We start from the raw sequence: 14,426 nt of genomic DNA, 5'->3' as shown, positions 1-14,426 counted from the left end.
CAAAACAACGATAAATTTGTGCTAATTTGTGTAATTTGTGGTAAAAAAATAAAACAAAAATATGGAAGAAATAACCACCCCTGAAAATCCAACCGAAAACGTAAATTTTCAATCCCGAATCAACTTGGAACCGCTTTTGGAAAGCATCAACACCATCAAACAGGAACTGGGAACCGTAATCGTGGGTCAGAACAAAATGATTGACCAATTGTTGGTTGCCATTTTGTCCAACGGTCACGTTTTGCTGGAAGGCGTTCCCGGCGTTGCCAAAACCATAACGGCAAAATTGTTGTCCAAAACCTTGAACATTGGCTTTAGCCGAATCCAGTTCACGCCCGATTTGATGCCTTCGGACATTTTGGGAACCTCGGTTTTCGACTTGAAAAAATCGGAATTCGAATTCAAGAAAGGTCCTATTTTTTCGAACTTGATATTGATTGACGAAATCAATCGTGCGCCGGCAAAAACCCAGGCCGCACTTTTTGAAGTGATGGAAGAACGCCAAATCACCATCGATGGAACTACTTATGTTTTGGACACACCATTTTTGGTCATTGCCACCCAAAACCCAATCGAACAAGAAGGAACCTACCGTTTGCCCGAAGCGCAATTAGACCGTTTTCTGTTCAAAATCTCCATCGATTATCCAAAAATGGACGAGGAAATCCTGATTATCCAAAGAGAACATTTACTCCAAAACCAAGGAAAACTCGACAACATCAAAACCTTGCTTTCCTCGGAAGAAATCAAGTACTATCAAGCCTTGGTCAAGCAAATTATCGTGGAGCAAAACCTGTTGGAATACATTGCCAAAATCGTGATCAATACCCGTGAAAATGCCTTTTTGTATCTCGGTGCTTCGCCTCGTGCTTCCATCGCCATCTTGAATGCCGCCAAAGGTTTTGCCGCCATCCGAGGACGTGATTTCGTGACTCCGGAAGACATCAAGGAAGCTGCCATTCCTGTTTTGCAACACCGTGTCATCGTGACTCCTGAAAGGGAAATGGAAGGTATTACGAGCATTGAAATTATCAAACAAATATTGGAAAGTGTGGAAATTCCGAGGTAATTAAAAATGGCACACAGATAAAACGGATTGAACGGATTCGCACAGAACTTAAATGAAAAAATCCGTGAAAATCAGTCTAATCAGTGCAATCAGTGCAATCAGTGGGCTAAAAATTAAGTTTTCAGATTCTAAATTTATGAAACTACTAAAAAGTTTATACATCAACAATTTCTTTTTCTATGCGCTTTTGGGCGTTGTGGGACTGTTTGTTTTGGCCTTTATATTTCCCGCATTGTACAACGCCACTTGGTATGTTGTATTGATTTTATTGACTTTTTTGGTTTTGGATGTCTTGATTTTGTTTTTTACCAAAAACGGCATCGAAGGAATTAGAATGATGTCCGAAAAACTGTCCAATGGCGATGAAAATGAAATAAAAGTCAACATCAAAAACTATTATACTTTCCCGATTTCGGTGCAACTAATTGACGAAATTCCTTTCCAGTTTCAGGTGCGGAATTTTGGAATCAAGCAAAAAATCAAGGCTTCTTCTGAAAAAGAAATCCAATATTATTTGCGTCCTACCGAGCGTGGCGAATATTATTTCGGAAATTTGAACGTGTATGTTTCTTCGCCCTTGTTTTTAATTTCGAGACGTTTCCAATTCGACAATCAAAGAATGGTACCCACTTATCCATCCTACATTCAGTTACGAAAATACAGTTTGATGGCTTTTTCCAACAATTTGTTTCAATACGGCATCAAGAAAATCAGGAGAATTGGACACACGATGGAGTTTGAACAAATCAAGGAATACAATCAAGGAGATGATATACGAACCCTGAATTGGAAAGCTACCGCCAAGAAAAATGCCTTGATGGTCAATCAATTTCAGGACGAAAAATCACAATCGGTTTACATGATTATCGACAAAGGTCGCGTGATGAAAATGCCTTTCAACGGATTGAGCTTGCTGGATTATGCCATCAATGCCACGCTGGTTTTGTCGAATGTCATCTTAAAAAAACAGGACAAGGCGGGAATGTTGACCTTTTCAAAAAAGGTGGAAAACCGGGTTTTTGCCGAAAGGCGCGCTTCGCAAATGCACAAAATTCTGGAAACCTTGTACAACATCAAAACCGATTTTTTCGAAAGTGATTTCAGCCGTTTGTACACCGACATCAAGAAAAACATCAATCAAAGAAGTTTGATCGTTTTGTACACCAATTTCGAAACGATGGACGGTTTGCATCGGCAACTGCCCTATTTGAAAGGCATTGCCAAAAACCATTTGTTGGTCGTGGTTTTCTTCAACAACACCGAACTGAACCAACTCATCAACAAAAAAGCCGAAAACATTCAAGAAGTCTATGACAAAGTAATCGCCGAGAAATTTTCTTTCGAGAAACGACTAATCGTCAACGAACTTAAGAAATACGGCATTTATTCGGTGCTTACCCAGCCTGAAAACCTGACTTTGGACACCATCAACAAATATTTGGAAATCAAGGCAAGAGGGATTCTTTAAATTCAGATTTGAGATTACAGATTTGGGATTTATGCGAAATGATGCCAATTATCTTTTGATCAAAATGTGAACAATAACAACTAATTAGTTCTCCATTTTTAGTGGCTTGATTTGCCATTTGTATCTAACAGCCAATAATCGCACTGCTATAATAAAAAGCGAAGTTGTCAAATACAACATGTCATCGTCCATATTTATTTTTTTCAATCCGAAAAAAACAATTCCTCCAGCCACGCAAATGGTCGCATAGATTTCCTGTTTAAATAAATTAGGCACCTCAGCGCATAAAATATCCCGAGTCACTCCTCCAAAACAGGCAGTAATAGTACCCAATGCAACACATACAACAGGATTAAATCCGAAAACCAAACCTTTTTCAAGCCCCACCAAGGTATATAGACCCAATCCTATTGTATCGAATAAAAATAGCGAAACACGAAAATATTCTAATTTTTTATGAAAAAAAACAGCCAATAGATAGCCCAAAACGGCAACATAAATATAAATCAAATTTTCGGTTTTGAGCCAGAAAACCTTTTCGCCCATCAATATATCACGTAAAGTCCCGCCTCCAAAAGAGGTGGCCAGTGCAATGACAAAAACGCCAAAAAGATCTAATTTTTTATGCATTCCAGTTAAGGAACCCGACATGGCAAAAGCCGCAACACCTATTATTTCTAAAAATTCGAACATCAAAACAGAAATTTAATTTTTGGCAAAAATAAATCAAATGATTCTATTTTTTTTTAGTCAATCCTTATAATTTCATATTAAAAAATTCTTAGTATTTTAGCCAATTCAAAACACTTATTTTATTAAATTGAAACAAATCACTTCCATCCAAAATCCTTTCATAAAATCCTTGGTGTTATTGCAGGAAAAAGCAAAAGCACGCAAACAATCAGGCACTTTTTTGATTGAGGGCAAAAGAGAAATCGAAATCGCAATGAAAGGTGGGTATACAATGGAAATGATTTTGTTTTTACCCGAATTAATCTCGGAAAATGAAGCCCAAAAACTGTCAAAAAGCACCGAATTAATCGAAATTTCAAAAGAAGTTTATCAAAAACTGGCGTATCGCGATACCACCGAAGGAATTTTGGCCGTGGCCAAAACCAAATCCCTCCAATTATCGGATTTAAAATTATCCAAAAGCCCATTGATTCTAGTGGCTGAAGCACCGGAAAAACCGGGAAACATTGGTGCCTTGTTGCGAACCGCCGATGCTGCCAACCTAGATGCCGTGATTATTGCCAATCCCAAAAGTGATTTGTATAATCCAAATATCGTTCGATCCAGCGTGGGTTGTTTGTTTACCAATCAAATTGCAACAGGAACAACTACCGAAATTATTGCCTTCTTGAAAGAGCGACAAATCAATATTTATTGCGCCACTTTGCAAAACTCGACTTCCTATCACACCCAAGATTACACCAATCCAACCGCCTTGGTTGTCGGTACGGAAGCCACCGGACTGACCCAAGAATGGCGAGATGCAGCCACGCAAAACATCATCATCCCGATGCAAGGCGAAATCGACAGCATGAACGTTTCGGTTGCAGCAGCCATTCTAATTTTTGAAGCCAAAAGACAAAGAGGATTTTAGATTTCTGCGTTAATTCATACAAGATTCTATATTTTACGGGGTTTCGCATAATTGCAATCCCTGATTTTTAATTTTTAATTGGCAATTAATTTTTGCATATATCAGTAGTTATACGTATTTTTAAAAAATCAACTATACTTTTATGTTAGAAATAGATTTTGAAAAAGAAAACAAGGCAATTCTTCAGGAATACAAAGAATTACTTCGCATTAGTTATCAAACTCTGACCGCCGAAGACAAGAAACTGATTCGCAAGGCTTTTGATGTCGCCATGGATGCCCATAAAGACCAAAGGAGAAAATCCGGGGAAGCCTACTTCTTCCATCCCATTGCCGTGGCCAAAATCGTGGCTTCGGAAATAGGTTTGGGAGCGACGGCCATTGCAGCTGCCTTGATGCACGACGTGGTTGAAGACACGCCAATAACAGTAGAAGATATTGAAAAAATGTTCAATCCCAAAGTGGCACAATTGGTGGAAGGATTGACAAAAATTTCGAAAGTCCAAAAGGAAATGAATGTCTCGATGCAGGCCGAGAATTTCAGAAAAATGCTCTTCACGCTTCACGATGACGTGCGAGTAATCCTTATCAAAATTGCCGACAGATTGCATAACATGCAAACTTTGGACACGATGGACGATTACAAGCAAGTCAAAATTGCCTCCGAAACTTTATACATTTATGCACCCTTGGCTCATCGTTTAGGCCTGTATAAAATAAAAAACAAACTGGAAGATTTAGGGTTAAAATATACCGAACCCGAAATTTACAACGACATCGTAAGTAAAATAAAAGAAACCAAAGAAGAGCAAGACGCTTACATAAAAGACATTTCCGACATCCTAAAAAAAGCATTGGACGAAGAAAAAATGGATTACATCATAAAGGGAAGACCCAAATCCATTTATTCCATTTACAGAAAAATGAAGGTTCAAGGCGTAAGCTTCGATGAAGTTTACGACAAATTTGCCTTGCGCATCGTTTACAAATCCAATCCCCACGAAGAAAAATTCTTGGCTTGGAAAATATATTCCATCGTAACCGATCATTACAGGCCAAGTCCCAGCCGTTTACGCGATTGGATTTCATCGCCAAAAACCACGGGCTACGAAGCCTTGCACATCACGGTTATGGGACCAAAAGGACGTTGGGTGGAAGTTCAGGTACGAAGCGAACGCATGGACGAAATTGCCGAAAAAGGATACGCTGCCCATTACAAATACAAACAAGGAGGTTCGGAAGACAGCGGTCTGGATGCCTGGTTGAATCTCTTGAAAGAAGCTTTGGAAAATCCTGAAACCAATGCCGTGGATTTTGTGGAAGACTTCAAAATGAATTTATATTCCAAAGAAATCTTCGTCTTTACACCAAAAGGAGAAATAAAATCGTTGCCAAAAGGAGCCACTTCACTTGATTTCGCCTTCAGTATCCACTCCGAAATTGGAATTCGCACCAGGGGAACGCGGGTTAACGGAAGATTGGTTCCTCTGAATCATGAGCTGAAAAGTGGTGACCAAATTGAAGTGATTACCTCGCAACATCAAAAACCGACCGTCAACTGGCTGGATTACGTGACGACTTCCAGGGCAAAAAATAAAATTAAAAACGTTCTAAACGAAAACACGAAAAAAATTGCCGAGGAAGGAAAAGAATTGCTTACTCGAAAATTAAAGCATTTGAAAATTACGCTAAGCGAATCCGTTGTCAACGAATTAGTGAATTTCTTTAAACTAAAAACGAGCCTGGATTTGTTTTACCGAGTGGGAATTGGAGCCATCGAAAACCAGCAATTAAAAGATTATGCTGCCCAGAAAAGCAACACTTTCATCAATTTTTTCAAAAACAAAATCAAGCGCTCTCCAAGTACTGCCAGCGAAGATATCCATAAACAGGTATTGAACAGCAATTACGACATGCTGGTTTTTGGAGCAGACCAAGACAAATTGGATTACAAACTGTCAAACTGTTGCAACCCTATTCCCGGCGACGAAGTTTTTGGCTTCATCACCATAAATGAAGGAATAAAAGTCCACAAAAAGGACTGCCCCAACGCCATCAGTTTGCAGTCGAATTATGCGTATCGAATTATTTTGGCCAAATGGATTGATTCCTCCCAACAAGAATTCAAAGCGATTTTGCACATCACCGGAATGGACACCATAGGACTGACCAACAAATTGACCAAGGTAATTTCGGACAACATGAACGTAAACATTCAAAGTATCTCTTTGAGCGGAGATGCAGGAATATTCAACGGACAAATAGCGGTCATCGTACAAAACAACACTATTTTGAAAAGATTAATGGACAATATCAAGAAAATTGACGGCATCGAAAAGGTAACCCGAGAGTATAAAAATTAACTAAAAAAATAAAACTGTTTAGTTTAGGTTTAGTTTATAAACTTTTAAACTTCCAAACTAAAAAATAAAATTTATCTTTGCACGATATGACACAAATTTCATCCAATAATAGTAACAATCAAGAAATTGTAAAAAATGTTTTTACAATATATCTTGAGTCTCATGGACATCGCAAAACGCCAGAGCGTTACGCCATACTTCAAGAAATTTATGACAGCGAAGAGCATTTTGACATAGAAAATCTATACATCAAAATGAAAAACAAAAACTATCGCGTGAGTAGGGCTACGCTGTACAACACTATCGAGCTTTTGTTGGAATCTGGTTTGGTTCGCAAACACCAATTTGGACAAAATCAGGCGCATTATGAAAAATCATATTTCGACAAGCAACACGACCATATTATTATGACGGATACTGGAGAAGTAATCGAATTTTGTGATCCCAGAATTCAAACTATCAAAAAAACAATGGAGGAAATATTCAACATCAATATTTCAAATCACTCCTTATATTTATACGCAACAAAAAAAAATAACTCAGAAATTAACGAAAAATAACAAATAGAATGACCGCAGATTTATTATTAGGATTACAATGGGGAGATGAAGGAAAAGGAAAAATAGTTGACGTTCTTACTTCAAAATACGATATTATTGCTCGTTTTCAAGGAGGCCCAAATGCTGGACACACTTTAGAATTCGACGGAATAAAACATGTCCTTAGAACTATTCCTTCCGGGATTTTTCATAAAACTGCCGTTAACATCATCGGAAATGGAGTAGTTATTGACCCTGTTGTTTTTCAAAAAGAAATCGAAGGATTGGCTAAATTTAACATGGACATCAAATCCAAATTAATCATTTCAAGAAAAGCACATTTAATTTTACCGACACACCGTTTGCTGGATGCAGCTTCAGAAGCTTCAAAAGGGAAAGCCAAAATTGGTTCCACTCTTAAAGGAATTGGACCAACTTATATGGACAAAACTGGTAGAAACGGAATCCGTGTTGGCGATATCGAACTAGAAGATTTCAAGGAAAGATACCGTGCTTTGGCAAACAAACACGAAGAAATGATTGCATTCTATGATGTAAACATTCAATACAATTTAGAAGAAATGGAAAAAGAATTCTTTGAATCCATCGAAGAATTGAAAAAAATAGATTTCATAGACAGCGAAGAATATTTGAACCAAGCACAAAGAGCAGGAAAATCAATTTTGTGCGAAGGGGCTCAAGGTTCATTGCTTGATGTTGATTTTGGAACCTATCCATTTGTAACTTCATCCAATACTACTGCGGCTGGTGCTTGTACCGGCTTAGGAATTGCTCCAAACAAAATCAAGGAAGTTTATGGAATTTTCAAAGCCTATGTAACTCGTGTGGGAAGCGGTCCTTTCCCAACCGAACTTTTTGACGAAGATGGTGCCACAATGGCACGCGTTGGTAACGAATTTGGTTCCGTGACAGGAAGACAAAGACGTTGTGGATGGTTGGATTTAGTGGCCTTGAAATATGCCGTTCAAATCAATGGTGTAACGCAATTAATGATGATGAAAGGCGACGTTCTTTCAGGATTCTCCACATTAAAAGTATGTACGGAATACAATTACAAAGGAAAAAACATTTCGCATTTCCCTTACAATATCGAGCCTGAAAACGTGACTCCTGTTTACAAAGAATTCAAAGGATGGAAAGCTGATTTGACTGGAATGACCACTTATGAGGAATTGCCAATCGAGTTGAAAGAATACATCGAATTTATTGAAGCGGCTGTTGAAGTGCCAATAAAAATTGTTTCTGTTGGACCAGACAGAAAGCAAACAATTTTAAAATAATAACTTAAACGTCCCGATACATCGGGACGTTTTTTTTTACATCAAATACTATGAATTTAATTTCATAAATTTGATTAGCCAATAAAACCTTTACTGTTACTATTTTTTTACCGCAGATTCGCAGATTACAAATAATAATTTTAAAAATCTGCGAATCTGCGGTAAAAACTTTAAACTCTATATAAAATCCACTAAATTTCTGTGACAACTAAATTCGAAAAATTCAAATGAACAACCCAAAAATAACCATCCAAAAAACCGAATTGCTTTCAGACAATTGGTATATCTTGAACAAAGTAACTTACGATTACCAAGAAGAAGACAAGAACACTGAAACCCATATTCGCGAAGTGTATGACCGAGGAAATGGAGCCGCTATTTTGCTTTACAATTCAACTCAAAAAACAGTGATTTTAACGCGCCAGTTTCGGTTGCCGTCCTACCTAAACGGCAACAAAACAGGAATGATGATTGAAGTTTGCGCCGGACTTTTGGACAAAGACAATCCCGAGCAATGCATCATTCGGGAAACGGAAGAAGAAACAGGATATCGAATTTCAACGGTTCAGAAAGTTTTTGAAACCTTTATGTCGCCTGGTGCCGTGACCGAAATCTTGTATTTATTTGTGGGCGAATACGATGAGTCAATGAAAGTGCATGAAGGCGGTGGACTCGATGCCGAACAAGAACATATTGAAGTAATTGAACTTTCTTTTGACAACGCTTATGCAATGATTGCAACGGGAGAAATCAAGGATGCCAAAACTGTAATGTTGTTGCAATATGCCAAAATAAACAAGCTGGTTTAATTTTTCTCAACCATATAAGTTATGTAAGTTCATTTAAGTCTAACTTATGAAAAAAAAAGTACAAGGATTTCTCATTGTACTTTTTTTATTGGCTAAAACCTAAAATTCTTATCTATTAGGCTGAGGCGTCATTCTCAAGTAAGGCTTAATTCTATTATATCCTTTTGGAAATTTGGCAGGAATATCTTCGTCCGCTATGGCAGGTACAATAACCACATCTTCTCCGTCTTTCCAGTTGGCCGGTGTTGCAACGCTGTAATTGGCGGTCAATTGCAAACTATCAATCACGCGCAGTAATTCGTCAAAATTTCTGCCTGTAGATGCTGGATACGTCAAAGTCAATTTGATTTTTTTGTCTGCTCCAATCACAAAAACCGAACGCACCGTGAATTTATCACTTGCATTGGGGTGAAGCATGTCGTATAAATTAGCCACTTTTTTGTCTTCGTCAGCAATAATCGGAAAATTTACCGTTGTTCCTTGCGTTTCATTGATGTCTTTTATCCATTCTTTATGAGATTCCAGTCCATCAACGCTTAATGCTATAACTTTTGTATTTCTCTTTACAAATTCAGGATAATAATTTGCCACTGTTCCTAATTCGGTGGTACAAACTGGCGTGAAATCTGCTGGATGCGAAAATAAAACACCCCAAGAATCTCCTAACCATTCGTGAAAATTTATTGTTCCAAATGTTGTTTCTGCCGTAAAATCGGGAGCTGTATCTCCTAAACGTAGTGTTGCCATAATTGTTGTTTTTTTTGGTTACTAAAATTACTCAAAAAAGCAATACTCTCAACAAGGAAAATTACATTATTTTTTCTTCTTCATATCTGGCAGAAAATAGGTCATCACACCAATCAACGGGAGAAAAGAAGTTATTTTATACACATATTCAATGCTGGTATGATCGGCTAAATAACCCAAAAGTGCCGACCCAATTCCTGCAATTCCAAAGGCAAAACCAAAGAACAATCCGGAAATCATTCCAACTTTTCCAGGCATTAATTCCTGTGCAAAAACCAAAATTGCCGAAAATGCCGAAGCTATAATTATGCCAATAATTACCGCTAAAATTCCTGTCCAAAACAAATTGGCATACGGCAACAATAAAGTAAAAGGCGCTGCTCCCAGAATAGAAATCCAAATAATGTATTTCCTGCCAAAATGGTCTCCCAATGGCCCGCCAATTAATGTTCCAGCCGCCACCGATGCCAAGAATCCAAATAAATAAAACTGGGAATCTTGTATGCTCAATCCAAATTTATCCATCAAATAAAAAGTAAAATAATTGGACATACTAGCCATATAGACAAACTTCGAAAAAATCAAGAACAGTAAAATGGCAAGCGAAATATTGACTTTTCTTTTAGACAGATGAATGGTTTCTTCTTCAAGAACTACCTTTTTGGAAGCACGTAATTCCAAATGATTTTGATACCAAACGGCAATTTTTGACAAAATAATCATTCCCAAAATACCTGCAATAACAAACCAAATGATATACGATTGTCCGTGAGGAGCTACAATCAAAGCCACTAATAATGGTCCAATGGCACTACCTGCATTTCCGCCTAATTGAAAAATAGACTGAGCCAAACCTCGTTTTCCTCCTGACCCTAAAAATGCAACTCGGGAAGCTTCCGGATGAAATATTGACGAACCAATCCCTACGAATGAAACCGACACCAACAACATCCAAAAAGCAGTTGAAAGCGATAAAAAGGCCAAACCTAAAATCGTAAAAATCATTCCAATTACCAATGAATATGGTTTTGGTTTTTTATCGGTATAAAACCCAATGAAGGGCTGCAATATAGAAGCAGTTAGCTGAAAGACAAAAGTGATCAATCCAATTTGAGTAAAAGAAAGACTAAATTTCTCCTTCAACAAAGGATAAGTAGAAGGAATGACTACCTGCATCAAATCGTTTAACAAATGGGCAAATGCTATCGAAAACAATATCGAATAAACTGTTTTTTGAACTATCGAATTTTCGTCAATTGCTGATGCTGTATTGGTTAAAGTACTCATACTGGAATAAAATTAATGGGATATAAAAATTGGAACAAAAAAGCAGATTATATAGAATTGGCAACAAAATACCAGAACACCAATGTGACAAAAGAAATGGGGATTCCAAAACCAATCATCATACTGCATAATCTGGGTTTCAAACCGTGGGAAGCGGCAATAATGCTTGCAGAAATCATTGGTGCCATTGCTGCCTCCATTATCGAAACCTGAATCATTTTGGAGTGCTGGTCAAAAACAACCACGTACAAAAAATAAATCAAAGCTGGAGTCAAAATCAATTTATACAAAAGTCCCAATCGCAAGAATTTCCAATGTTTGCTCTTCTTGTCAAAATGCAATTGCAATCCCACCGAAAGCATCGCCAAAGGCGTCATTACGCTACCTATTTTCAGTAATCCAAACTGGACGTATTGATGAAAATCAAATTGGAAAACATTCATGAAACACGCCAACAAGAAAGCGATAAACGGAGGGAAAAAGATGATTTTTTTGGCGATGTAAAATCCATTTGGGTTTCCTGTAGAATACAAAGTGGCCACGATGACTCCCAAGGTGGAAAGCACGACAAAAGTTCCCGGCTGATCGACAATAATCGCTGCCTTCAATCCTTCTTCACCGTACAAGGCCTGGATAATTGGAAAACCCAAAAACGAAGTATTCCCAAAACCGGCTGTTAAAATCAAGCATCCGGTCAATTTTTTGGACCATTTGAATCTTGCACCCAAAAAACTGAAAAACAAAATCGCTGTTGTAAAACCAATCCAAGTTACTCCTATAGGAAACAACAAATGAGTGTCTAATTTGATTTTTGGGATGTAAAAAAGTGCCAATGCAGGAAGGCAAAGATATATTACAATTTTATTGAATAATTTATAAATATCGGTTGGAAAGCGTTTTATCTTTTGCAAAACAATTCCAAGAAACAAGAAAACAAAAATCAGGATAAAGTTGTACATAGTGCAGAATTGAATGCAAAAATACCACTTAAATTTATTTTGAAACAGGGAAATCATTATTTTGATTCTGTATTATTAACGATGCCTATTAATAAAACAGTTTCATTAAGCAGTGGCTTTTTGAAACTGTTTTTGTTTTCACTACTTTTACTTTTCAAACAAATTATTTTGGCCAATAAAAAGGAACATACGAGCAGTTTACACGAAAAACCTGGCGTTTCCCAGCCAGAATTCATCAGTTCAAGCGCAGTCAAACAAGTCCAGAAGTTTAGAAAAAAACAACCTTCTGCACAGGAATTGATCGAAGGCATTTTGTCTGGAAAAACTTCTGCCTTGAGTCGTGCGATTACTTTGGTAGAAAGCACCAATGTCAACCATTTGGCGAAAGCCAATGAAGTGATTACTGCCTGCTTGCCACATGCCAATAAATCTATTCGAATAGGAATCACGGGAGTTCCAGGTGTTGGAAAAAGTACTTTTATAGAATCTTTTGGCAATCATTTGACTTCGCTAGGAAAAAAAGTCGCCGTTTTAGCCGTTGATCCCAGCAGTACGATTTCGCATGGAAGCATTTTGGGAGACAAAACCCGAATGGAGGAATTGGTAAAAGACCCAAATGCATTTATCAGGCCTTCGGCTTCGGGAGAAACTTTGGGCGGCGTGGCTCGAAAAACCAGGGAAGCCATCACGCTTTGTGAAGCTGCCGGTTTTGACACGATACTCATAGAAACCGTTGGCGTTGGACAAAGCGAAACTGCAGTCCACGGTATGGTCGATTTCTTTTTATTGTTGAAAATTTCCGGTGCCGGCGACGAATTGCAAGGCATCAAACGGGGCATTATGGAAATGGCCGATGCCATCGTTATCAACAAAGCTGATGGCGACAATATCAAAAAAGCAAATTTGGCGAAAGCAGAATTCAACAGGGCTTTGCATTTATTCCCCACCAAAAAATCGGGTTGGAAACCAACAACTACCACTTGTAGTGCTTTAACCCACGAAGGAATTCCAGAAATTTGGAAAACCATCGAACAGTATGTTGAATTCGCCAAAACGAATCATTATTTTATTGAAAACCGAAAAGAACAAAACCAATATTGGCTGTTGGAAACCATCAACGAGCAATTAAAAACCAATTTTTACAATCATCCAGAAATCCAAAAACTTTTGGATGCTACTAAAAAAGCGGTGCGAAACGGTGAATTTTCACCTTTTGCAGCCGCTCAGTTATTATTGAACATTTATCACGACTACAAGAAATGATCCTGATACCACTTCACTTGCTCTTCCAATCCTTGTCTTAAACTGGTTTGCGGATTATAATTCAATAGTTTTCTGGCTTTATCAATTACTGCCTTGGTTCTTATTTGGTCACCAGCCCTGGCATTGACAACATCTATTATTATTTTTTTGTTTAGAATCTGCTCCACGATTTCAATACCTTGTTGGGTCGTATTTTCTACTTCCGTGCCTAAATTGATGATTTCATTATTGACCAAATCTTCTTTGCCAATAACACTCACAATACCGTCAACAATGTCTTGAACATAAGTAAAACTTCTCAGGTGTTTTTTACTTCCTTTATACAATGGAAAAGCAATGTCATTGAAGGCATTGGCAATCAATTTGGCGTATAGTTTTTCGGGTCTTTCCCTAGGACCGTAAACCGAAAACAATCTTAGGGAACACGCTTTTATTTTTTCGACTCTGCTGCTAGCCAAAATTAATTGTTCGGCCGTCAATTTGGTTACACCATAAAAAGAAACAGGCTCTGGAACAAATGACTCGTCAAAAGTGGCGTGAATGCCATAAATAGATGATGTGCCAATATTGACAAAAAGTTTCAACTTTTGATTTTTTAGGGCAAAATCCAATAAATTTTTAGTGCTAATTACATTATTCCCTAAATAATCTTCAAAACTGGAAGAGCCAGAAATACCAGGTTGGGCGGCAAAATGAAAGATATAATCAAAATCAGTTGACAAAAAATTCAATTGTTCAGCGAATCTAAGGTCTATTTTTTCAATTTTTATTCCTTTCAAGTTTAGTACATTGGCATTCATTTCCTTTAAAGAAACGTCGTAGTAATCCGAAAAATTATCCAATCCAACCACATTATAACCTTGCAATTGCAAACGCTCTGCAACATGTGAACCAATATATCCAGCAGCTCCTGTTATTAGTATTTTCATGGCACTCGAAATTACATATCAAAAGTAAAAATAAATATTCCTTTTCTCTTGCTTATTACCAAATTTCAATACTTTACTAAGCTATTT

At 37.6% G+C, this 14,426-nt stretch carries 13 protein-coding genes; 8 read left to right on the top strand and 5 right to left on the bottom strand.

Features of this window, described 5'->3' with window-relative positions; genetic code table 11:
* The first annotated feature begins 61 nt into the window (after window positions 1–61).
* Window positions 62–1,069, top strand: a complete 1,008-nt coding sequence (locus BUC16_RS09565; protein ID WP_073370107.1) for an AAA family ATPase — start codon at window positions 62–64, stop codon at window positions 1,067–1,069.
* A 136-nt stretch (window positions 1,070–1,205) separates the two neighbouring features.
* Window positions 1,206–2,537, top strand: coding sequence for a DUF58 domain-containing protein (locus BUC16_RS09560; protein WP_073370248.1), 1,332 nt, complete (start codon window positions 1,206–1,208; stop codon window positions 2,535–2,537).
* 84 nt (window positions 2,538–2,621) lie between these two features.
* Here BUC16_RS09560 and BUC16_RS09555 read toward each other — a convergent pair whose 3' ends face one another.
* Window positions 2,622–3,230: a trimeric intracellular cation channel family protein gene (locus BUC16_RS09555; protein WP_073370106.1), complete on the bottom strand. Its 609-nt coding sequence runs from the start codon at window positions 3,228–3,230 to the stop codon at window positions 2,622–2,624.
* 127 nt (window positions 3,231–3,357) lie between these two features.
* Here BUC16_RS09555 and BUC16_RS09550 point away from each other — a divergent pair, with 127 nt between their 5' ends.
* From BUC16_RS09550 to nudK, 5 genes are all read left to right on the top strand, one after another.
* Window positions 3,358–4,143 (top strand): TrmH family RNA methyltransferase, encoded by a 786-nt coding sequence (locus tag BUC16_RS09550; RefSeq protein WP_073370104.1) that lies wholly within the window; start codon window positions 3,358–3,360, stop codon window positions 4,141–4,143.
* Window positions 4,144–4,285: 142 nt separating this feature from the next.
* Window positions 4,286–6,505, top strand: a complete 2,220-nt coding sequence (locus BUC16_RS09545; protein ID WP_073370103.1) for a RelA/SpoT family protein — start codon at window positions 4,286–4,288, stop codon at window positions 6,503–6,505.
* Window positions 6,506–6,591: 86 nt separating this feature from the next.
* The gene (locus BUC16_RS09540) at window positions 6,592–7,065 is read left to right on the top strand and encodes a Fur family transcriptional regulator (protein ID WP_073370101.1); all 474 of its coding nucleotides are present in this window, start codon (window positions 6,592–6,594) and stop codon (window positions 7,063–7,065) included.
* A gap of 8 nt (window positions 7,066–7,073) precedes the next feature.
* On the top strand, window positions 7,074–8,345 hold the full coding sequence (locus BUC16_RS09535; protein WP_073370099.1) for an adenylosuccinate synthase: 1,272 nt from the start codon (window positions 7,074–7,076) through the stop codon (window positions 8,343–8,345).
* Window positions 8,346–8,572: 227 nt separating this feature from the next.
* The gene (nudK, locus tag BUC16_RS09525; RefSeq protein WP_073370096.1) at window positions 8,573–9,154 is read left to right on the top strand and encodes a GDP-mannose pyrophosphatase NudK; all 582 of its coding nucleotides are present in this window, start codon (window positions 8,573–8,575) and stop codon (window positions 9,152–9,154) included.
* Between the two features lie 108 nt (window positions 9,155–9,262).
* On the opposite strand, the gene BUC16_RS09520 is transcribed toward nudK, so the two are convergent.
* The 3 genes from BUC16_RS09520 to BUC16_RS09510 all read right to left on the bottom strand — a co-directional run bounded on the left by BUC16_RS09520 (window position 9,263) and on the right by BUC16_RS09510 (window position 12,147).
* Window positions 9,263–9,901, bottom strand: a complete 639-nt coding sequence (locus BUC16_RS09520; RefSeq protein WP_073370095.1) for a peroxiredoxin — start codon at window positions 9,899–9,901, stop codon at window positions 9,263–9,265.
* 66 nt (window positions 9,902–9,967) lie between these two features.
* Window positions 9,968–11,188 (bottom strand): MFS transporter, encoded by a 1,221-nt coding sequence (locus BUC16_RS09515; RefSeq protein ID WP_073370093.1) that lies wholly within the window; start codon window positions 11,186–11,188, stop codon window positions 9,968–9,970.
* 47 nt (window positions 11,189–11,235) lie between these two features.
* Complete coding sequence (locus tag BUC16_RS09510) at window positions 11,236–12,147, bottom strand: AEC family transporter (RefSeq protein WP_073370092.1); 912 nt, start codon at window positions 12,145–12,147, stop codon at window positions 11,236–11,238.
* 81 nt (window positions 12,148–12,228) lie between these two features.
* On the opposite strand from BUC16_RS09510, the gene meaB reads away from it, so the two are divergent.
* Window positions 12,229–13,410, top strand: coding sequence for a methylmalonyl Co-A mutase-associated GTPase MeaB (gene meaB, locus BUC16_RS09505; RefSeq protein ID WP_084546142.1), 1,182 nt, complete (start codon window positions 12,229–12,231; stop codon window positions 13,408–13,410).
* Here the strand turns inward: meaB and BUC16_RS09500 are convergent.
* Window positions 13,398–14,339 (bottom strand): NAD-dependent epimerase/dehydratase family protein, encoded by a 942-nt coding sequence (locus BUC16_RS09500; RefSeq protein ID WP_073370090.1) that lies wholly within the window; start codon window positions 14,337–14,339, stop codon window positions 13,398–13,400. The genes meaB and BUC16_RS09500 overlap by 13 nt on opposite strands.
* Window positions 14,340–14,426: the final 87 nt, after the last annotated feature.

This window comes from Flavobacterium fluvii (assembly GCF_900129545.1).
Classification (GTDB): Bacteria; Bacteroidota; Bacteroidia; order Flavobacteriales; family Flavobacteriaceae; genus Flavobacterium; species Flavobacterium fluvii.
The sequence above is the reverse complement of the archived record's forward strand: the minus strand, read 5'-3'. Positions and strand labels throughout refer to the sequence as shown.

Coding starts and splice junctions, on each gene's coding strand:
- BUC16_RS09565 (WP_073370107.1), top strand. CDS start 62: ATGGAAGAAATAACCACCCCTGAAAATCCAACCGAAAACGTAAATTTT.
- BUC16_RS09560 (WP_073370248.1), top strand. CDS start 1,206: ATGAAACTACTAAAAAGTTTATACATCAACAATTTCTTTTTCTATGCG.
- BUC16_RS09555 (WP_073370106.1), bottom strand. CDS start 3,230: ATGTTCGAATTTTTAGAAATAATAGGTGTTGCGGCTTTTGCCATGTCG.
- BUC16_RS09545 (WP_073370103.1), top strand. CDS start 4,286: ATGTTAGAAATAGATTTTGAAAAAGAAAACAAGGCAATTCTTCAGGAA.
- BUC16_RS09540 (WP_073370101.1), top strand. CDS start 6,592: ATGACACAAATTTCATCCAATAATAGTAACAATCAAGAAATTGTAAAA.
- BUC16_RS09535 (WP_073370099.1), top strand. CDS start 7,074: ATGACCGCAGATTTATTATTAGGATTACAATGGGGAGATGAAGGAAAA.
- nudK (WP_073370096.1), top strand. CDS start 8,573: ATGAACAACCCAAAAATAACCATCCAAAAAACCGAATTGCTTTCAGAC.
- BUC16_RS09520 (WP_073370095.1), bottom strand. CDS start 9,901: ATGGCAACACTACGTTTAGGAGATACAGCTCCCGATTTTACGGCAGAA.
- BUC16_RS09515 (WP_073370093.1), bottom strand. CDS start 11,188: ATGAGTACTTTAACCAATACAGCATCAGCAATTGACGAAAATTCGATA.
- BUC16_RS09510 (WP_073370092.1), bottom strand. CDS start 12,147: ATGTACAACTTTATCCTGATTTTTGTTTTCTTGTTTCTTGGAATTGTT.
- meaB (WP_084546142.1), top strand. CDS start 12,229: ATGCCTATTAATAAAACAGTTTCATTAAGCAGTGGCTTTTTGAAACTG.
- BUC16_RS09500 (WP_073370090.1), bottom strand. CDS start 14,339: ATGAAAATACTAATAACAGGAGCTGCTGGATATATTGGTTCACATGTT.